The sequence below is a fragment of the Bradyrhizobium sp. BR2003 genome (assembly GCF_009720285.1).
In the GTDB taxonomy this organism is placed as follows: Bacteria; Pseudomonadota; Alphaproteobacteria; order Rhizobiales; family Xanthobacteraceae; genus Bradyrhizobium; species Bradyrhizobium elkanii.
In genome coordinates this window covers 1-20,056 of the sequence record NZ_SMYJ01000044.1, presented here as the reverse complement: position 1 = coordinate 20,056, position 20,056 = coordinate 1, and the positions used below count along the sequence as shown (strand labels likewise).

Below are 20,056 nucleotides of genomic sequence, written 5' to 3'. Positions count from 1 at the left end.
GGAGACCACCTCGGACTACGACCGTGAGAAGCTGCAGGAGCGTCTCGCCAAGCTCGCAGGCGGCGTCGCGGTGATCCGCGTCGGCGGCGCGACCGAGGTCGAGGTGAAGGAGCGCAAGGATCGCGTTGATGACGCGATGCATGCGACCCGCGCGGCTGTCGAGGAAGGCATTCTCCCGGGCGGTGGCGTCGCCCTGCTCCGGGCCTCCGAGCATCTCAAGGGCATCCGCACCAAGAACGACGACCAGAAGACCGGCGTCGAGATCGTGCGCAAGGCGCTGTCGGCTCCCGCTCGCCAGATCGCGATCAACGCGGGCGAGGATGGTTCGGTCATCGTCGGCAAGATCCTGGAGAAGGATCAGTACGCGTTCGGCTTCGACAGTCAGACCGGCGAGTACGTTAATCTCGTCAGCAAGGGCATCATCGACCCGACCAAGGTCGTGCGCACCGCGATCCAGAACGCCGCCTCCGTGGCCGCGCTCTTGATCACCACGGAAGCGATGGTTGCCGAGCTGCCGAAGAAGAACGCCGGCGGCCCCGCGATGCCTCCGGGTGGCGCCATGGGCGGGATGGACTTCTAAAGTCCGCCTTCAAGCGATCCAAGGAATGCAAAACCCCCGGCGGCGATGCCGGGGTTTTTGTTTGCGCGCAAACTGCTTGGGTCCTCCGCGTAGCGCAGCCAATGCCGGTGATGCTTCGCACAACCTCGCGCCGATACAGGAGCCCTCCGCCGCTCACAGCACGCACATTATGCACAACACCCTCCGCAAGTTTACGTTGGCTTGAGTTGACAATTTCAAAAAATTCTCCGCGAGAGTCGCAAACCGAACCGACAGTCGCGCCTTCGTCCCGCAGAGTAGTGTCGGGGCGGGATCGAAGCTCACCCAAAACTCAGAATCGAACACGGAGCGTCAGCGCTGTCGTGACGCATGCAAGCGTTGCGAGGAATGCTTTCGCGCGAGAAGGGGACTGCGCCTTGAGTGAAAGTGAAATGAAAGTCACGGTGAACGGCACGAACATCTTCGGAATACCGTTGTTGGGCTTCCCGAAGATCGCATTGCCCGGAGTGGTCGGCGATCTAGCTGCGGAGAGCTTTGCCCGCGCGCGCACAGCCTCTGAACAGATGACTGAGGCGTTGAGCGAAACGTACTCGCGCAACGCGGGCATCGCGACCGACTACGGGCTCAAGGTGCTCGAAATCTCTCACGGCAATACCGCCTTCGCGTTCGATTTGTTCGCCCATCTGCTTGGCAGCGGGTCGGCGTCCGAGGTCTTGACCTTGTCCACCGAGCAAGCCCGCAAGGCCCTCGACCAGAACAAGGCATTGTGGGAGCTCAGCCAGAGGCTTGCGACAGACATGCGCGGGCAAGTCAAGAAGCACTTCGACAGGGCTCTCCATCACGCCGCCTGAGGAAGGACGGCAGGCCGGCTGGCACAGGAGGCTTACGGCTCCGCGCCGGCTCTAAACCTTGATATAGTTGAATATGAGGTCGGTTGATCGCTACAACTGTTTTCGCGTCTTCCTTGACCCCACTTGGCTGACGCACCTTCCAAGTTGACGGCCCTGGCCCGCCCCGCCGGGGCCGTTTTCTTTGAGTCCGTCCGGTGCGACAGCGCCAAAAAAGCCGAAAGACCCAACGAGCCAGGAGACCTGCTGCGACAGAACGGTTAAGAACTATATCGATCAAAGTCAGGAGTTCGCGTTGTGCATGGTCGCGCTCGCGCCCTGGACTCTCTCATTCTATCGGCAGGGCAGCTAGTACGCTGCAGCGGCATACACCGCCCTGATACTAGCCTTCTTCGCGAACATGGCGTTCGTCGTGTCGGCGCGCGCAGCCCTCGTCTATCTTCCGGTGCTGCTCATCGTCTTCGCATCAAGGTATCTTAGCCGCCGCCAGTCGGTGTTGCTGTTTGGCGCGGGTATTGTGGTTGCCGTCGCTGTCCTGGTCCACGTCCGGCTACCTGCGCGCTCGCATCGCGGATATCTGGACCGAATATCAGTCCTCGAAAGAGAATATTGTCCGGTCGACAGGGCAGCGGCTGGAATATTGGGAGAAGTCGCTGAAGTTCTTCGCCGAAGCCCCGATCTTCGGCAATGGAATTGGCTCCGCGCAGGCATTATTTGAGCGCGATGCCGTCGGTAAGATCGGGTTGGCTGCCCAAGTGACCAAGAACCCGCACAATCAAACCCTCAACGTTGCGGTTCAATGGGGGATCATCGGGATCGTTGCGCTTTATGCGATGTGGATCTCCCATCTCTGGCTATTTCGCGGGGGCGGATTCGCGAGTTGGCTCGGACTACTTGTCGTAGTCCAGAATATAATACTCTTCGCTAGGGCCGGTTGATTGACCGGAAGGAGTAATTGTTTGTGCGTTCTGAACTTATGTTTATTTTTGTAGTGGGGCTAATGGCATTTTGGCGACGCATGCTGCTTCCACGCAGGATGGTTCGGCTACGGCTCCTCAGGCAAATCAATCCAAATATCCGCGGGACCTTCCAGGAGCGTATCCTGATCGGGAACGTAGATGCTATCAAAGACCCTGAGGCCATGAGCCATTGCCGCACCGATGATTATGAAAGGGAGCTTGACCTGCTCCAGATCTTCGAAGCTATCAGCGTCTACGATCCGAACGAAATCGAGTTTAAACTGTCGGAATTTGATCAGAGATGCGGCTGATGCTATTAGATCCTTGATGCAGGACCCGCCTTTAGCGATCTCTTTCCTCAAATGGTTCAGTGCCATGAAGAGACACGAAAGCTCATCGAGCTCGGAGCGGCTAAAGCGTCGTAGCCGCGATGAAATCGGCACTCCGTTCCTATATCTCACCGTCGGCACAAATCGTATATCGCAATCAAGAAGCAAATCTGCGACGGCACGCTTTACCAAGATCGCCTGACCGATATCTTTCAAGCCGAAATAGCTCCGAGTGGGGCGTGCATAGCAGATCCAGCGGATTGCACCGGTAACAGCTTCCTTCAAGTGCTCCTCGGGCCCGTCCAGACGCAGATCATAGTCGTCTTGCGTTAGAAACGTTCGATAGCCCGCTGGAAACATTTCGGCATCGCTAGACGAAAGCACGGCGGTCGCTCCCGCGCGTAGCGCAAGCCCAATGTCGTCGTCCAGATTGAACTCGTAGTTAACACCGGGCTCAAACTGGCTCTTGTTCGGGTAGACCGTGACGATTGCAACGTCATTCTCAATTGCCGCCCTTCTGATGAGTTCTGCATGACCGCGGTGCAGAGCGCCCAAAGTGTGCACCGTGCCAATCGTTTGGCCTGTTCTCGCGACCTCCCGGAGGAAGGCCTTGCCAGCTGAAAGGGAATCTAGATGCATGTGTCTTGATCCAGTTCTCCTGAACACAAGGACGGCCTTGTCCCATCGCTCAGATTACGGAACACCTGTCCTGAGCGCCGCATCGAGCGCGCACGGCCAGCTAGCACCGACGAGAGTTTCATGTCTCACCTCACGAAGGGGCTCGGTCTCAATCGGCCTAGTCTGCCTGACATTGTATTTCCCTGGTCGTCGTTTCGCGCCCCTGAAACAATCAGGTCGATCCAGCTCCGCCACGTCTCATCAACGACGCTAACTCAGCCAGATAGCTTTCCGGTTCGCGCGGCGGACCATCCTTCAGAGCGGCCTGTAATCCCGGGCATCTATCCGCAAAAAACGGCGGCTCGAATGTGGTTATCGTTGCGCCCGAAAAATCGACCTTTACGAAGCTTGCCTGGAAGGGGGATATTCCACTCAAGTTCGCGTCGCGCAAGGAAGATTGATTCATACGAATATATGCCACGCGCGTAGCCTCGAGGTTACTGCCGGTCATTCCCGCCGCGAGATATGCCTGCACTAGATTGGATCCTTCGAGATTTGCGCGATTCAATGCCATTGATTGCGGGGGATCACCGGTAAGTATCGACCTGTAGAGGTAAGCCTGAGATAGGTCTGCACTCTCAAGATCGCAGTCGCGCATAAACGCACAGCGGCCACGAAAGCCCGTAAACTTGGCGGCTCGCATGGTGCTTTCTGTTATCGAAATGCTTTCGCCTGATGCCCGGGACAGGTCCGCTCCATCGAGCTGGCAGGAACGAATAGATGCGCCGTTCAACACGGCACCGACGAGATTTGCGTCGGACAAGTTTACGGACAGGAGCCGTGCATCGGTCAATTCTGCCTGTTCAAGCTCCGTCCTTGAAAGATTTGAAAGGTGCAGATCAGCAAATGGGGCGCTCAGTGCTCTCGCCGTAATCCGGCCGCTCGCCTTTGAGAGTCTCAGATACGGAAGATGAGCGCCTTCCAGGACAAGGCCGTCGACCGAGGTGGGACGCACGATCGATAAACAGTCACCCTTTGACTGAAAGAACGAGCAAGCCGCCAGATACGTCTTCGTGATCGTGACCTGGCTCAATTTGGCAAAGCGAAAAGAAGCGGAAGAAAGGAAGCACTCATTAATAGTCGAGCCTTGCAATTCTGCCCCATCGAATACGGCGTAACTCGCGTCGCATTGATAGGCGAGAAGTCCACTGAGCATTGCGTTATCAAAACGCGTTCTTTTCATGCTGCAACCGTGAAACAGACTGCCGGTCGCATCAACTACATTGCGCAGACTTGCATCGTCGAAGTTGCAGACTTGTGCTGCAATCGCATGCATATACGCACAATCGAGCTTGGCGCCACGGAAGCTTGCTCTCTCTAGCCCAGGACAGATAAGGTTCGCCCCTGAAAGGTCTGCCCGATCCAACGTTGCTCCGTAGAGTTGCGCGCGATTGAGGGTGCAGCGTCGCAACGGGAAATCGGATAGGTCGAGACCGCTGAAGTTCTCGGAGGATAGCTGCAGGCCAATCCCCGTTTTTCTGATAGCCTCCTCAGTTCGCCTCCCAACGGCCGCCACTGCGCGCGGCCGATCAGAAGCTCGACTCCAGTATCGAACAAATTCTCCGTCGGATGAAACGTTTTTTATCGGCCCGGCCCAATTCTCTGATCCTTCATTTGCGCTGTACTCGATGTTAGCGTCGATCGTTTGCGACATGTCGACGATTCCATATTGCCCGGATTGCGAGTGGGCTTCTCGTTGTGAGCTCTTGTCATTCGGCAAGTGCGGGTAAGCTTAAGCGATCGTCCCACCGCCGTCTGCCAACCACGACTCGATGGGTCGATGACGCAGCAACTGCGCGGGGGGCCTTCGCAGCCGCGGTGGTGCACGCGTCGACAGAATGTACCATGCCCCCTCCACCACTGCTTGTTGCGATGATTCACCGGGCCTGCCAACGTCGACGAGGCAAGCTCAACCACTATGCCGATATGCCCAAAGATGCGATTTGGCTTGATACGGCTCTCCCAGTAAATGCATCCCTCAACCGAATGCGCGAAGTTCACGTTCTTGCTTCTTTCTCAAGATGAAGCCACGGCTTGCGGCTGAAAGTGATCGCTTATCTAGCGCCGTACTCGGCATTACCTGAGCAATGACCGTGCCAGCCGATCAGCTGCAATAAAGGGCTGAATGAATGCGATGAAATCGAGATCGTCGGATCGACGCCAAGTGTTTTGAACCCGACAAAAGCCGTCTCTTGTCGGGGATCGCACCAGGTTCGCAAGGATATCGTAAAAAACCGAGTTCTGAGCTCGCTCGCGAGACGGCGATGGCCGAGAACGGGCAAATAGCCAAGGAATTCGGCACGTTCCAACCGTCGAGTTCGCGAACAGGGGGTGTACGAGCTCGACTGGCCCGCTCCGCGCGCCGGCCGACCTATCGCGAACCACACGCTGTGCCGGCGGAGCGATGAACGAGCGCGCAATCGTCACCAAACCGGCGCGCAAAATGGTAATGCTCCGCGATCGAAGATCAGCTATTTATGATCCAGAAAGTCGAATTCGGCAGCATTCACGCGATGCCTCTTTCGAGAATTGTTGACGAACGACTTATCTCAGGATCGCGCACAAGACGGGGCATGGCGGCGATAAGGCTCCTGGTATATTCAGATAGTGGATTGAGAAATATCTCTTCAGTAGCGCCACAGTCGACAATTCTCCCCTGGCGCATCACGATGACGCGATCGCTGATATGACGAACAACGCCGAGATCATGGGAGATGAAGAGATAACTCATGCCGAGGTGACTCTTCAGATCGCCGAGCAAGTCCAGGACCTGGGCCTGGATCGAGACGTCTAGCGCCGAAACCGGCTCATCGCAGACGATCACGGCAGGATTTGGTGCAATCGCGCGGGCGATCGCGACGCGCTGGCGCTGACCGCCCGAGAGCTCGATCGGTCGCCGGTCGAGCAGGCTCCGGGATAATCCGACTAGATCGAGCAGCTCGATGACGCGCTCCTGACGCTTGCGCGACGTCTCGACGTTGCTCGAAAGACTATCGGATAAGATGCGGCCGACCGTCCAACGTGGATCAAACGAGCCAAGAGGATCCTGGTAAATGATCGATATCGACGGTCGGCGAGCCCGCCGTTCGCGTTCGGTAAGCTTGGTCCAAGCTTTCCCTTCAAACTGAACGGCCCCCTCGTCGGGTTCCTCGAGGGCCAGGACCATGCGCGCCATCGTGGACTTTCCCGACCCGGACTCACCTACAATGCCCAATGTCTCGCCGGATCGCAATTCGAAGGAGACACCGTCAACGGCCGCCCGTAAAGTGCCATCCGGGCCGCTGAATCGCTTCACGAGGCTTGTGGCTTCGAGCACGATGGGACGAGATCTCGGCAGCAATTGCATGGGTGGGTGCGTTTGTCCGCCAACGGTCGATGGTGAGAGGCGTGAGCCGCGCGGCCGGCCTGATGGCACGGCATCCAGCAGCTGACGAGTATAGGAATGTCGTGGATCTCCGAATATCTGACCGGCGTTACCGCGTTCGACGACCTCGCCTTGACGCATAACGAGGACCTCATCCGCCACGCGGGAGACCACCGCCAGATCATGGCTGATCAGGATCAGAGCTTTACCCCGGGTTTTGGTTTCCTCGAGCAGTGCCAGCACCTGAGCTTGCGCTGTCACGTCTAGAGCGGTGGTCGGCTCATCGGCGATAAGGACGCGTGGGTCGAGCGCAAGTGCTGCAGCGATGAGAGCCCGTTGGCGCTGGCCGCCGGACAATTGATGCGGCAGTCGCTGAGCCTTGATCTCGGGCTCAGGGATGCCGACGAGCTTGAGGAGAGCAATCACTCGCTGTGCGAGCTCCTGGCGCGATGATACGGCACCATGCAGGCATAAGCCCTCGCCAATCTCTTTGCCGATCCGGCGAAGCGGGTCCAACGAGACGAGTGCATCCTGTAGTACGAAGCCAATCCCGCTGCCGCGAATGCGCCGCCAGCCACGATCGTTAAGGCCGATCAGGTCCGTCCCATCGAAGCTCAGTTGGCGTGCATGGACCCTGGCGAGGCGACCGGCGAGACCTATGAGAGCCCGCGCGGTCACGCTCTTTCCTGAGCCGGACTCACCGACGATCGCAAGGCACCGCCCCGGTTGTAAGGAGAAAGATACATTGCGCACGACCGCTTTCGTGGCGATGTCGCGCCCGAAGGAGACACGCAGCGAATCGACCGTGAGGAGGTCTGCCTGCTGCGAGGCAGGTCTGGAAGGAGCCTGCAACATTCAAGTTTTTCCTTCCAGACGGTCCTGCAGGTGGCCTCCGACAATGGTGAGGCTAAGGGCAAAAATCGTCACGGCCAGTCCGGGTATGACCTCCAGCCACCAGGAATAGATCACATAGTTGCGCCCGGCACTGAGCAGCGCGCCCCATTCAGGGGCCGGGGGAGCAACGCCAAGACCTAGAAAGGCTAGCCCCGACGCCCAGATAATCGCCTGACCGACGCCGATTGTCATCGTAGCTGTCAGCGGGTTCATCGTGTTCGGAAGAATATGCCTCCAGACGATACGGGAAAACGGATGTCCGAGCGCCTTGGCTGCCTCCACGTACCCGGTCCCCTTGATAGAAAGCACCTGGCCCCTGATCATGCGCGCATAGCCTGGTGCCGTGGCGATTCCGACGGCTATGACCTCAGTCAGCACCGACGGCCCAAAGACGGTAACGAACACCAGGGCGAGCAAGAGCGTGGGAATTGCGAAGAGCACGTCGAAAATCCGGGTGAGAATGCTGTCGAGCGCGCCACCGGAAAGTGCGGCGGTGACGCCGAGAATGAGTGCAACGGATATGCTTAGCACGGTCGCACCAAATCCGATGGCAAGCGATTGGCCGGCCCCCTCCAGCACACGGGAGTAGAGATCCCGGCCCAATTGATCTGTACCCAACCAATGGCCGATCGAAGGCGACTGCAATGACGAGCTCAAATCGATAGCGAGCGGGTCGTGGGTCTGCAGCATCTCTGGCGCGATGGCCGCGAGGACAAAGAAGCCAATGATGGCAAGCGAGGCAGCAACCCGGAAGGGAACATGGCAGATTAATTCCAAGACTTCTCTGAGCGGCTGAGATACCGTGACTTCCGCGAATCTGCTCATGTCAGCTTCATCCTCGGATCGAGCATCCGGTAAGCCAGATCGACAACTACGCTAAGAAGGACGAATAGGCCCGCAGAGATCAAAACAGCTCCCGACACGATCGGAACGTCCCGCGAGGATGTCGCGGCGACGAGAACTCCACCCAGGCCTTGGCGGGCGAAAACGACCTCTATCAAGATCGCCCCCGAAAGAAGCTTTCCGAGAGCCCAACCTGACAACGTGATGCCGGGCAATGCGGCATGACGCAGGACATGGTGAAGTCTGACCCCGAAATCACTCATACCGCGAGCTCGCGCGGACGTAACGAAGGGCTGCTCGAGCACGCGCGTGAACTCGTTCAGAATGACTTGTCCGAAAAAGCCCGACAGTTCGAGAGCCAGCGCAAGGGTTGGGAGAACGAGGCCCATCGCCGAACTTTCCCCGACAACGGGAAAGATCCGCAAGTTCACCGCAAAGACGACGAGCAGAATTGTAGCTAGCCAGTAAGGCGGCACGGTTGCCAGGAAGATTTGCGCGCCGCTGAGCAGCTTCGACCATATGTTATCTCTGCCGGCGATCAACAGCGTGGCCAAGATGGCAATAGCCCATGCCGTCAGCAGCGCGGCGATCGCCAGAACAATAGTCGGACCAATCTGCTCTGCGATGATCCCTGCGACGGGTCGATGCTGCTGGTATGATTCACCAAGGTCTCCGTGCAGGATTCGCCATATGTACTTCGCGTATTGAACGACGAGCGGTTGATCAAAGCCATATTGCGCATTGACAGCTGCGAGCTCTGCCGGAGGCGCCGGCCCGACGTTACCACTCCGTACATTGATGATGATCTGCGCGCGATCGCCTGGCAACAAACACTGCATTAGGAACGCAAACGTTGCTGCAGCCCACACGACAGCCACGCCGGAGAGTATGCGGCGCGCGAACCAAACAAGCGGATTGTGAGCCGCGAGCTTCACGGACTCATTTCCTTTCATCAAAATGAGCGTCATAGAAGACGGGCTCACCCACCGACCCGTGGTCCAGCCATACGTCTTTCAGATTAGGGCTGGTGGCCAAAGTCACGTCCAGCACCGTGAAGCCAATCACAGCAGCCTCATCCACGATCTTCCGTTCCGCCTGCTGATAAAGACCGGTACGCTCAGCGCTGCTGAAATCCTGCTCCGCCCTCTGGATCACGTCCCAAAGCGCCGAATCCTGGAAGCGCGATGGATTGAATCGATTGGGTTCACCATTCTGGTCTGGCTTCCATGAAATCCGGAAGATCTCGGCGCCGGGTGCGACCCAATAGAGCAGCACGACTTCATAATCGTCGGGGCCGAGGTTTCTTCCGGCGAAGAAATCAGCGGGATTAGTGGGTTGAAGACGTACGTCAAAACCGGCCGCCCTTGCCTGCTGCTGGATTACTTGCAAGGCTTGCTCGCCATCGGGCTTCAGAAAAGCGTTCGAATAGGAAATGCGCACCGTCAGTGAATTGCCGTTCTTGACACGGATGCCGTTACGGTCACGCTCAGTCCAGCCCGCCCGATCAAGCAGCTGATTGGCTTTCCGAATATCGTACGCATACGCCCGCCCGAGCTCGTGCAGGTATTCCGGCGAGCTTTGACTTAGCGCGCCGTTGCCTTCAAATGGCAAAGAGCCAAGAAAGGATGTGTCAACCGCGGCCTCTCGATCAGTAGAATAAGCGAAAGCCTTGCGGACGAGCACGTCGTCAAAAGGAGGCTTGGCCGTATACAACGCAAGGCGTAGAGGAGTGCCGCCGGTAATATGCCGCAATACTCCAAAGCGGGAATTAGCGTCTTTCCATGCAATGGCCGGGATATCGTATATGACATCGGTCTCGCCCGTGATCAGCGAGCCGTATCGGACAGTCTGATCTGGCAGAAACTTCCAGCTTATTCCGTCAACGTAAGCCGGGCCCTGGTGTCTCGCGGTGGCCGGCGCCCAATTGTAGTCAGGATTGCGGCGAAAGGTGACTTCCCGCCCATGGCGCCACTTGTCGACGATGAAAGGACCCGAGCCGATCGGGTTCTCGCAATTCACCGCAAGTCCACGTTTGAGCGCGGATGGCGACAGAATGCCTTGTGAGGATTGGGCGAACACATTGAGCAAGGGCTGGAACGGCGTCTTCAAGGTTACCTGCAGCCTCTGAGGAGCGATAGCCTTTGCCGATTCGAAGCTGTCGCTAAGATAGGGAGCGGCAGTGGGATTGCGAAGATCGGGGTCATTGCTGAGCCACCCGTTGATATTGTCAGCGATGGCCTGCGCATCGAGGGCAGTCCCGTCCGTGAACTTCACATTCGGCTTTATCTCGAATGTGTACACCTTTTTGTCGTCGGAGATGGTCCAGGACTCGGCCAACCATGGCGCAATCTTGCCGTCGTCGCTGCGAGCAACCAGATTGTCGCTGTACTGGCGTTGCAGGTACCATTGCTGCACCCACCCGCCGAACAGGCAGGCAGGCTCTTGAAAATGCCCATAACGGATAACGCCTCCCCGCTTCACGGCTTCCCCTTCTTGAGCATGAACGCCGGGTGCCCATTGAGACAGGCCTGAGAGCACAGCAAGGGCCGCCGCCAGCTTTCTTGCTAGATGTTTCGACTGGCCATTGAAGTGCCTCGTGGGGCGCACAGTCGGTAAAAGCATATCCAGGCTCCGAAGCATTTGGTGTTGAGGAAACGTCACAGCGGTGAGCCAGCTGTGGCTTTTGCTGGCTCGAAAGGAATCGAAATCCCGAAGTGCTCCCGCAGTGTCTGCCCCCGATATTCTTTGCGAAACAGTCCGCGCTTCTGCAGGATGGGCACCACATTGTCGACAAAGGCCGGAGTGCCATCCGTCAGCACGTCCGGAATGATATTGAAACCATCGACCGCGCCAGCGCGGAACCATGCCTCAATCGACTCCGCGATCTGCTCGGGTGCGCCCACGATCAGGCGATGCCCAAACGCTTGAACGCTACTGATGATCTCGCGAACCGTCCGGCCTTGACGCGCGAGGACTTCAATCGTGCGGTGGTGGCCGACAGAAAACGGAACCTTATCTGCATCGGGCAAAATCTCCTGCGGGACGGTCCTTTCGAGGCTGAGCTTCTCGACTGACACGCCCATGCTTCGTGCAAGAGCGGCCACGGCGCGCTCTAGATCGAGCAACTCGTCCAGCTGCTCTTTGCGACGAGCCGCCTCTTCCTCGGTTCCCCCGATGCAGGTGACCAGGCCTGGCAGGATGAGCGGAGCCGCGGAGCGTCCGAATTGCCGAGAGAGCGCGCGCAGGCGCGCGGCCTCCTGCAGCGCCGTTGCCAAGTCCCCAGCTGCCGCAAACACGACATCTGCACTGCGGGCACCAAGCCGCAATCCGGGCTCGGAACCGCCTGCCTGAACGATGACTGGATGACCTTGCGACGAAGCGGGATGCGTAAGTGGGCCTCGGATACCAAAGCTATTCGTAGCCGGGTCGAGCAGCCGGAATTGACTCTGATCTGCGTAAATTCCCGCAGCCTGATCGGCGATGATCGTCTTGTCGCTCCAGCTCAGCCAGAGAGCGCGGACGGTTTCAACGAAGTCCTCGGCGCGTCTGTACCGATCCGCTCGTGCGATCTCATGACCGCCAAAGTTCGCAACCGTCGCCGGGCTCGAGGTCGTGACGGCATTCCAGGCGACGCGGCCGCCGCTGATGACATCGAGAGATTGGAAACGCCGGGCGAGATTGTATGGCTCATTGTAGGTTGTCGACGCGGTCGCGATCAGCCCAATCCGCTTTGTTTCGCGGGCAATCACAGAGAGAACCAGCGTAGGCTCGAGGCCATTCAGGGGCGGCTGGTGCGTAATGTCGGAACCTATCGCGGGCGTATCGGCGAGGAATACGGCATCCAGCAGACCTTGCTCCGCACGCTTCGCAGCCCGAACGTAGTGCTCAATATCGAAAGAAGCGCTTGGATCTGTGCCCGGCCAACGCCACGCGGCAGAGTGCCCACCAGCCCCATGAAGATTCAAGCCCAGATGAAGCATGGCGTTGACCGAAGACATCATACCTCCGAATGCGACGGCCTCTGAGCCGCTCGCCGAGCCTTGCAGACAAGCCGACCTCCGCCTGCGATTTCGGCGGTCACCCTGCTCTTTCGCACAGACCCGCCCTGAACGCCCCCGAGCACCCTATTTGAGAGCGCTGATAATAGGCCGCCGGTTGATGCCAGGTGGGTATCACCGAAGAGGCCCTGGCCAGGCACTGCGATGTCCCCGGAGCCGGCGCGCCGCAGAAGACCTACGACCCCGATAGTTGCCAAATGACGCCGAACTATGTGCAGCTTTTTTGCATCCCCGATTCGATTCCACACGAGTGCACTCACATCGGCTCTCCACTATTCATCAAAACACTCGCTTCCTTCTCAGGAAGGTGCTGTCGACGCGCTCACTTGCGATTGTAGCGTTTGGGGCGACAGAGCGAGTTCAAGCTAGACGATCTCTAGAGGTCGAGGGCAGCCAAACGCAATAGTTGAGTATTTCAATCTAACATCCTCGGTTGGCATCCTCTTCTATTTCGATGTCCATCTTCCCATCGCTAAACCAGAACTGGTCTTTGGTCAGGTTCACCGAAAACGTCAATGCATGATTACAACGACATCAAGCGGCAACGAAGGCTCGTAGCTAAGCGACATGACTCGATGCGTTCGACGACACATGAGACATTTGGCGCGACAGTTTTGATCAACCGCTTTCTGCCGCGTTTCAAAGTTAACGCCACCCAACGAGGTGAAGCTGAGCCAATCATTCAATAATGCGATGAAATATTCCAAATTCTCGATTCCTCTGTGACACAATCCTGGCAGCTGAGATTGCTACTGGGTCACGCGCGCCCCAAGGCCGCATTCCTTGACGGCTGGACCAGCTGCCGCAGGAATCAGCCTCAATCTGCACTCGGTCGACGCGGTGCTGAACCGGCGCACACGCCGATGGTGAAGTCGAAAGAAATTATGCAACACTGAGGCGTGCAATTCAGCATGAAGCATCGGCAGGCGAATGGCGCTGCAGTTTTGAGATGGGCGGCAAGACGAACAGCGGCAAAGCCGGAACGAGATGCTGCTTCGTGCAGTCCGTCTGGCCAAGGATCGCATTAATCGTGAGCTGAGTCGCAGTGCAGAAAGCCAGAGTTGATATTGCCGTGGATGCTTCTGCCGGCTGCGCGAGCTCAATCTCTGCCGTCCTGTGATCAGGGGTGGCGGTTGACCTGCATATCGAACTTGATGCGCACACGCCGCACTGGGCGCAATTCACGATTGGACATCGACATCAGACAACGAGCGGTACCTCTCCCTTTTCGCATTGGCTCCTGGCCGGGCGTCCACCCGTACGCATCGCAGCATCCCCGCCTGCATGGTGGGACGAAGGGCACATGCAAATCGTTTACTTGGCGGACAAGCGACGCTGTCCGCGACACAATCCGTCCGCGAAGCGATTGCTCGCGAGCACGGTTAGGTCTGTGCCTGATCAGCTGATTCTGATGTCGTCATTTGGCGCGGGAGGGCGAGGAGACTGCGCTGCAGCGAGATCCCAGAGCATATAGGTCGCAGATTCGCCGTAGCACGCTAACTTAGCGCGCAATTCCGTATCCGTCGTGACGGACTGAAAGCCGAACTGCTCCCATAGCGTCTGCGTGGCATAGACCGAGACCAACGCTAGAACTGCCCCCGACGAGCGTGCCAGTTGCTCGAGCGTCCGGATATAGGCAGCCGCTACACCACCGCGGGCGAAGGGCAACACGGCCACGTCGTGCACGTAGAGGCAGTCCGCATCGTCGGGCAAGCTTGCCAGGAAGCAATCGAGCGGCGGGATCTGATACTGCTTCCAGGGGTGGGCAAGGCCGTAGCCGACTATCCCTTCGTCCCCGATGAGCACGCGGCAGCCGTCGGGACAAAGCCGCATCTTCTCCACAAACACTTCAGGCCGCTCAAAAAGATCGGGATGGATGCGCTCTGCGATGGCGATGATCGCAGTAATGTCGGTCGTCCTGGCCAGACGCCAATGCGGCTTGCTCACGTTGACCTCATTCCCTCTCATTCGTCCAATCGATTCGGTCGCTACCATGCGCGCAGCGAAAATATCGCTGCCATCGTCGCAGGGCAACACGCCGCTCGACTCCCGAATCGTGATCCGGCCCAGATATCGTTTGCCGCTCGCGTTACGGCGGGGGTCGTTGACTCGCCCCGAAAGACTACAAGTTTGAGGCGCGGTACGGAGGTAAGTGGCGGCAATTGATCAAGTACGATCTGTGATCCGAAATCGGCCGTGACCTCGTCATCGTTGATCGGCAGCGCCCGGCAATGTCCTAGCTGCAGCCAGGCCAATGATGAGCGCGGCCCGCTGCTGAGAAGAATGTTGCCGGTGCGTGCTCCAATCGGAGCCGTCAAGCTGTAAGAGGTATAGATGATGTCGGCCTGCGGCCCGCAGTTGTCGTCGAACTGGCGGATGGAGCCGACAGTCGCGCCGACGTCTGCCCGGGAGCTCGAGCGCGAGCCTGGTGCTGGAGTCCAGCTGCAGGTTATGCTGCTCGGCCGCCAATGACATACTCGGCGCTTGGCCGGTGCCGCCCTGCTGGTCGGGGCGCCATGTCGCCGTTGCCGGCTCCCGCCGGACATTTCGCCCCGCGCCGCAGCACCGAGTCATACAGACCGAGTCTCTTGCCAACCGATGTCATCGAGCGACTGCTCGACAACCCCGGCTCGACCGCTTGGCGCTAAAATGACCGACGTGGACGTTCCATTCGACACCTCCGGCCTCAATGAGCTTGCCACAGGCGCTGTCTCATTGCGGAGAGGTTCAGTAGCGCCGCTTCCCGGTAAAGCTGCTGGTGCGGGCTGCTCCCAATAAGTCGAACGCGTGCTCAAAGGATGACTGACGCTGCGCGCCTCAACCTAGCCGGCGCACGCCACCGTGTTTACGATTGCCTGGGAGCTCGGGAGTCATTCCGCTCGGTCGTGGCGCGCGCAATCCGCCGCCGTTGGGGGCGCGGCGGGTGGAACAATCTTGGCGGCCGATAAGACTTCCCGCTCCTCGATACCGAACACAGCTGGCTCTTGACATTCGTGGATGCTATGAGCACGAGCCGCAGGCAACGCGTGATGACTGCGGCGAGGTGCAGCTCTAATAGCTTTGTCGTTCGGTGTGCCCCGCATCACCGGGCGCCAGCAGCCGTCCTCACCACCGAGGCGCGTTTCCCGTGCCGCGCACTTGCGACTCCTTTCGAGCACTGCTACACCGAATTCGCCAGACGAGTTCGCCGTTGACGGACTCGCCACCAACTAACCATCCGCAATCGTGACACTTTGAAGTCGGCGGGCAGCGTTTCAGGTGGTCACCGCTCATGATCGATGGGCGTCCGCTCCACTTTCTCTACTCGCCTGACTATCCGTGCATCGACGCCAATCACCGGAAAGCGAACACTGGCTGCCTAATGCTCGATGCGCTGGGCGCGCCAACCACCTTCGCATCGTTGATGGTCATGGACGTTGAAAACCTTTCAGAGAGATTGTCCGCCGTTCACCGCTGCGTCGTATCCTCCCCGATCCGCTTTCTGAAAGAAATGAAGCGCGTTGGCTCGCATGATCCGGTCAATCAGGTCACGGGTGTCCTCAAGCGCGATCCAGCCTTCGGCGACCAATTGCGAGAGAGCTCGTGCTATTCCACGGCGCGCCACGCACGCATGGCCATAAATTGGCTCGACAGCGACATAGTCGCCGCCGAAGGTGAAGATCTTGTTGGACGGAACCGCCATCAAAAACTCCTTCAAGAAGCGAACGCCCGCCACCGGATTGATAATCCATGCCCAGCACATGTCGATCGCAGCGTTGGGATAATGTTTGGCCAGCGCGATAAACTCATGCTCGTATGGGTAGCCGATATGCATCAGTACGAATCTGGTTTCGGGAAAATCCTGGAGCAGACGGCAGACGTCTGCGGCATTGCTGCGGGTACGGGCGAGTTGCATCACGCCGTAGCCAGCCAAAACGCCGGTGTGCAGTTTGACCGGCAAGCCGTACTCGCCAGCCTTGCCGACGCAATAGCGGAATAGATAGTCTTGCAGCGTTTTGAGGTCCTCAGGACCGAGGGCGTGCAATGCGCCAACTTTGTCCGCCTGGTGGGGAAATAGCTTGGCCGCATACGCCTTAGTGACCGGCTCAAAATTCAGAGCACGCGAATAGGCGATTTGCGATTTTACAGCGACCGCCTTGCCGCCGTATGTTCTGAAATAATAGTCGATAACCTCAAGCCATTCATCGAGCGTCGTCGGGCGTCTGCCCGTCTCGGCTTCCACCCACGCAAAGTCAGCAGCGCTACACCGGCACAATTGAAGGATGCTTATGTCGTGGTCGAGCAAGCCTGGCTGCTCGGTCTCCATAAAGATGCGCTGCAGCGAATTGACGTGGCAGCCCCTAATATTCGCCAGGCCCAGAATTCGTGCGTAAAAACCCGGCTGAACGGTTTCACGGTATTTCTCAGCTATGCGGGGCAGGCTCTCCGCGGTCAGGTCCTCTTCACCGTAAACACCGCGAAACGTATGGCGCAGCGCCTGTGCGTAGCCAGTATGGCGGATGCGCTCCCAATAAGGGGCAATCAACCGATATTTTTCCTGGCTCGTGAGATCAGGTCCGAGAAACCTTCTCAGGTCAGCTGCCGGCAGTCCGGCAACCACCAGGTCCTCGGCAGCATAAGACCTGAACAGATAGGCCCAGTCGTTGCATGGCAATGTTCGTGAATGGATCGCTCCGGAAAGACGCTGACTTTCCTCGATCAGATGCTCATGGGTATCCACGAACGGCGTCTCCTCGACCCATCGTGCGATCTGTCGATCGTAGTCCGTCATTGCTTCCCAACCGATCGCCACTTTACTCATTTTGGGCTCCTTTCAGGTAAGACAGTCGCTTGCGTTCCCACGCGTCGTCGCAGCAAGCGTTAGAACATACCGCATGTCTGGCTTCCGCCAGCAGCACCTTTAGGACGGCGACGAGCAACATCAATTGTTGACGACATCACTGGGATGAGCAACGCGCTCTCTGAGAGCGTCCGTCATCGGAAAGCCGAGATTGATGTTCTTCGGCGGGATCGCCGCCATGAACCATTTGTCGTAGATTCTGGTGAATTCGCCGGAAGCCATCAGCTTCGAGAGAACGTCGTCGACCACCTTCTTGAACTCGGGATCATCCTTCGAGAACATCAGGCCGTAATAGTAGATTGTACCGTAGTTGGCTTTTAGGAAGGTGAGATCAGCGGGTTTGGAGTAGTCCGCCCTCATACCGGCCAAGAGAATGTCGGCTTCGACCCACGCAGCTGCACGACCGGTGCTCAGCAACAGCAATGACTCCGCATGGTCCTTGGCTTGCGCGATCGTAAGGTTGAGATCGTCGTCCTGCGAAATGCCTTTGGCAATGCCGAGAGCATCGGAGCCCTGTGTGACGACAATAGTCTTTCCCTTCAGGTCCTTCGGTGTCTTGAGCCCGCTCGACACCTTTGTAAGCCAAGCCGTTTGGCTGGCGAAGGTCGAAACGCTGAACGAGACCTGTTCCAGACGCTGCTTGCTGCTGGCAGTACCGCCGCACTCGAGATCGATCGTGCCGTTCTGGATCAGCGGGATACGGTTGGACGAGTTGACCGGCGTGAGCTTGACCTGAAGATCTGGGGCGCCGAGATCGGCTTTCAGACGATCGACGACGTGCGCGCACAGGTCCAGGGAAAACCCGACGGGCTTCTGGTCGGCACCGAGATAGGAAAAGGGAATCGAAGTTTCGCGATAACCGATGGTGATTGCTTTTTTTGACCTGATGTTGTCGAGCGTTGGCCCCGCGAGAGCCGCGGAGATCGAGAATACCGCGATCGCAATCGCGGAAGGCAATGCGTGCATTCTAGACATGTAACCCCTCTGTTCGAGCGAGACGCGTCTTTGCGTCTTATTGGTTGAGCCGAAGAGGATCGCGCAGGGCACGACCTCAGTGAATAATCTGGTTGAGGAAGATCTTGGCCCGCTCCGTGTTGGGTGCGCAGAAGAAAGTTCCGGGATCCCCCTCTTCCACGATTGTGCGCAGAAGAAAGTTCCGGGATCCCCCTCTTCCACGATTGTGCCGCGATCCATGAAGACCACACGATCCGCAACTTCGCGCGCAAAACCCATTTCGTGCGTGACACAGACCATCGTCATCCCGTCTCGCGCGAGCTCAACCATGGTTTCGAGCACCTCCTTGACCATTTCCGGGTCTAGGGCAGACGTCGGCTCGTCAAAAAGCATAATCTTGGGTTGCATGCACAGGGCGCGAGCTATGGCCACACGCTGCTGCTGACCGCCCGACAATTGCGCGGGATATTTCTTGGCCTGATCGTGAATGCGGACCTTCCTGAGCAGCACCATCGCCCGGTCATGCGCCTCAGACTGAGAAAAACCCCTGACTTTCATTGGAGCCAGCATACAATTTTCGACCACCGACAGATGCGGAAACAGGTTGAAGCTCTGAAAGACCATTCCGACTTCACAGCGAACGCTGTTGATGTCTCGAATCCGATCTGTCAGTTCAACTCCATCGATGACGATCCGGCCGGAATCGTGCTTTTCGATATGGTTGATGCAGCGGATCAGGGTCGACTTCCCCGAACCTGACGGCCCACAGAGCACGATTTTCTCTCCTTTGGCGACGGTGAGGCTGACGTCGCTCAGCGCGTTGAAGCTGCCGAACCGCTTGACGAGGTGCTCTACGATGACCATCGGAGGCTCGTCGTCTGGGCTAACTGGTCGCTGTTGTCGCATGCTGGTCTCCAGGTTGTAGAGCCTAAGTATCGACGGGCCATCGCATTGACTATCGGTGCGCGCCCGCGACCGCGCACCTCTTGCGCAGCGAGGCGACGAATTGAGACGCGACCGAGCTTATGATGAGATAGACAACGGCCACCGCGAGATACATCTCGACGAGCCGACCGTTAAGCTGTGCGAGCTTGGAAGCCGCACCGAGGAGATCTGTAAGCGATAGGACATAGACGAGTGACGTATCCTGAAACAGAATAATCGTCTGACTGAGTATGATCGGACTGGCGACCCGGAATACCTGCGGAAGGACGACATGACGATACGTATCGAATGCCGACAGCGCGAGAGCCTGGCAAGCCTCAAATTGCCCTTTGTTCACTGCGCGCAACCCGACGCGGATGATTTCCGAATAGTAGGCGGCCTCGAACATGCCGAACGTGATAAACGCCGTGTAAGTGGCGCCGACCGGAATGGGACGACCATTGCCTGACAGGTGGCCCAGAACGATGGGCACCAGGAAGAAAAACCAGAATAAGACGAGAATGAGCGGAATCGATCGCATCAGGGCGACATAGCTACGCACGAACTGGCTCAGAATGCGGAACTCAAAGTGCTGCACGAGGGCGAAGAGCGTTCCAAGAAACATCCCAATCAGGAACGCGGCTGCCGTCAAGGAAAGCGAGAATAGCAACCCTGACCATAGATAGGGCCATGCCTGCACGACAATCGAAAAATCGAGGCCGTTCATTTCACGACCTCCATACTCCCAGGCAGGGGGCTTTCGAGTTTCACATCGTCAAAATCCGACTCGACGGCTTCTCCGCCGG

The 20,056-nt window shown here is 58.0% G+C and carries 13 protein-coding genes and 2 pseudogenes; 3 read left to right on the top strand and 12 right to left on the bottom strand.

Features of this window, described 5'->3' with window-relative positions:
* The 3 genes from E2I15_RS34310 to E2I15_RS39415 form a co-directional block, all read left to right on the top strand.
* The coding region (locus tag E2I15_RS34310) for a TCP-1/cpn60 chaperonin family protein (RefSeq protein ID WP_283810562.1) at window positions 1-580 on the top strand (580 nt) is incomplete at its 5' end.
* A gap of 410 nt (window positions 581-990) precedes the next feature.
* Window positions 991-1,410: a phasin family protein gene (locus tag E2I15_RS34305; RefSeq protein WP_246668123.1), complete on the top strand. Its 420-nt coding sequence runs from the start codon at window positions 991-993 to the stop codon at window positions 1,408-1,410.
* Between the two features lie 518 nt (window positions 1,411-1,928).
* Window positions 1,929-2,345 (top strand): O-antigen ligase family protein, encoded by a 417-nt coding sequence (locus tag E2I15_RS39415; RefSeq protein WP_246668124.1) that lies wholly within the window; start codon window positions 1,929-1,931, stop codon window positions 2,343-2,345.
* Between the two features lie 107 nt (window positions 2,346-2,452).
* Here the strand turns inward: E2I15_RS39415 and E2I15_RS34295 are convergent, their stop codons facing one another.
* The 12 genes and pseudogenes from E2I15_RS34295 to E2I15_RS34240 form a co-directional block, all read right to left on the bottom strand.
* Window positions 2,453-3,334, bottom strand: a complete 882-nt coding sequence (locus E2I15_RS34295; RefSeq protein WP_137479449.1) for a pantoate--beta-alanine ligase — start codon at window positions 3,332-3,334, stop codon at window positions 2,453-2,455.
* A gap of 211 nt (window positions 3,335-3,545) precedes the next feature.
* Window positions 3,546-5,027, bottom strand: coding sequence for a pentapeptide repeat-containing protein (locus tag E2I15_RS34290; RefSeq protein WP_137479450.1), 1,482 nt, complete (start codon window positions 5,025-5,027; stop codon window positions 3,546-3,548).
* Window positions 5,028-5,879: 852 nt separating this feature from the next.
* The gene (locus E2I15_RS34285) at window positions 5,880-7,592 is read right to left on the bottom strand and encodes a dipeptide ABC transporter ATP-binding protein (RefSeq protein ID WP_137479451.1); all 1,713 of its coding nucleotides are present in this window, start codon (window positions 7,590-7,592) and stop codon (window positions 5,880-5,882) included.
* Window positions 7,593-8,456, bottom strand: coding sequence for an ABC transporter permease (locus E2I15_RS34280; protein ID WP_137479452.1), 864 nt, complete (start codon window positions 8,454-8,456; stop codon window positions 7,593-7,595).
* Window positions 8,453-9,442: an ABC transporter permease gene (locus tag E2I15_RS34275; RefSeq protein WP_246668125.1), complete on the bottom strand. Its 990-nt coding sequence runs from the start codon at window positions 9,440-9,442 to the stop codon at window positions 8,453-8,455. Before E2I15_RS34275 ends, E2I15_RS34280 begins: the two co-directional genes overlap by 4 nt.
* Window positions 9,414-11,096: an ABC transporter substrate-binding protein gene (locus E2I15_RS34270; protein WP_246668126.1), complete on the bottom strand. Its 1,683-nt coding sequence runs from the start codon at window positions 11,094-11,096 to the stop codon at window positions 9,414-9,416. The genes E2I15_RS34275 and E2I15_RS34270 overlap by 29 nt, the downstream gene beginning before the upstream one ends.
* 35 nt (window positions 11,097-11,131) lie before the next feature.
* Window positions 11,132-12,472: an NtaA/DmoA family FMN-dependent monooxygenase gene (locus E2I15_RS34265; protein ID WP_137479454.1), complete on the bottom strand. Its 1,341-nt coding sequence runs from the start codon at window positions 12,470-12,472 to the stop codon at window positions 11,132-11,134.
* A 1,458-nt stretch (window positions 12,473-13,930) separates the two neighbouring features.
* Window positions 13,931-14,479: a GNAT family N-acetyltransferase gene (locus E2I15_RS34260; protein WP_137479455.1), complete on the bottom strand. Its 549-nt coding sequence runs from the start codon at window positions 14,477-14,479 to the stop codon at window positions 13,931-13,933.
* A gap of 1,480 nt (window positions 14,480-15,959) precedes the next feature.
* The gene (locus E2I15_RS34255; protein ID WP_137479456.1) at window positions 15,960-17,333 is read right to left on the bottom strand and encodes an amidohydrolase family protein; all 1,374 of its coding nucleotides are present in this window, start codon (window positions 17,331-17,333) and stop codon (window positions 15,960-15,962) included.
* Between the two features lie 120 nt (window positions 17,334-17,453).
* Window positions 17,454-18,230: pseudogene (locus E2I15_RS34250) on the bottom strand (amino acid ABC transporter substrate-binding protein); the annotation flags it as partial.
* A gap of 193 nt (window positions 18,231-18,423) precedes the next feature.
* Window positions 18,424-19,190: pseudogene (locus tag E2I15_RS34245) on the bottom strand (amino acid ABC transporter ATP-binding protein).
* A gap of 91 nt (window positions 19,191-19,281) precedes the next feature.
* On the bottom strand, window positions 19,282-19,977 hold the full coding sequence (locus E2I15_RS34240) for an amino acid ABC transporter permease (RefSeq protein WP_137479457.1): 696 nt from the start codon (window positions 19,975-19,977) through the stop codon (window positions 19,282-19,284).
* Window positions 19,978-20,056 lie beyond the last annotated feature (79 nt).

Bases quoted from the DNA above. Each gene is read 5' to 3' on its own strand.
- E2I15_RS34295 (WP_137479449.1), bottom strand. From the start codon at position 3,334: ATGCATCTAGATTCCCTTTCAGCTGGCAAGGCCTTCCTCCGGGAGGTC.
- E2I15_RS34280 (WP_137479452.1), bottom strand. From the start codon at position 8,456: ATGAGCAGATTCGCGGAAGTCACGGTATCTCAGCCGCTCAGAGAAGTC.
- E2I15_RS34305 (WP_246668123.1), top strand. From the start codon at position 991: ATGAAAGTCACGGTGAACGGCACGAACATCTTCGGAATACCGTTGTTG.
- E2I15_RS34255 (WP_137479456.1), bottom strand. From the start codon at position 17,333: ATGAGTAAAGTGGCGATCGGTTGGGAAGCAATGACGGACTACGATCGA.
- E2I15_RS34285 (WP_137479451.1), bottom strand. From the start codon at position 7,592: ATGTTGCAGGCTCCTTCCAGACCTGCCTCGCAGCAGGCAGACCTCCTC.
- E2I15_RS34265 (WP_137479454.1), bottom strand. From the start codon at position 12,472: ATGTCTTCGGTCAACGCCATGCTTCATCTGGGCTTGAATCTTCATGGG.
- E2I15_RS34270 (WP_246668126.1), bottom strand. From the start codon at position 11,096: ATGCTTTTACCGACTGTGCGCCCCACGAGGCACTTCAATGGCCAGTCG.
- E2I15_RS34275 (WP_246668125.1), bottom strand. From the start codon at position 9,442: ATGACGCTCATTTTGATGAAAGGAAATGAGTCCGTGAAGCTCGCGGCT.
- E2I15_RS34240 (WP_137479457.1), bottom strand. From the start codon at position 19,977: ATGAACGGCCTCGATTTTTCGATTGTCGTGCAGGCATGGCCCTATCTA.
- E2I15_RS34290 (WP_137479450.1), bottom strand. From the start codon at position 5,027: ATGTCGCAAACGATCGACGCTAACATCGAGTACAGCGCAAATGAAGGA.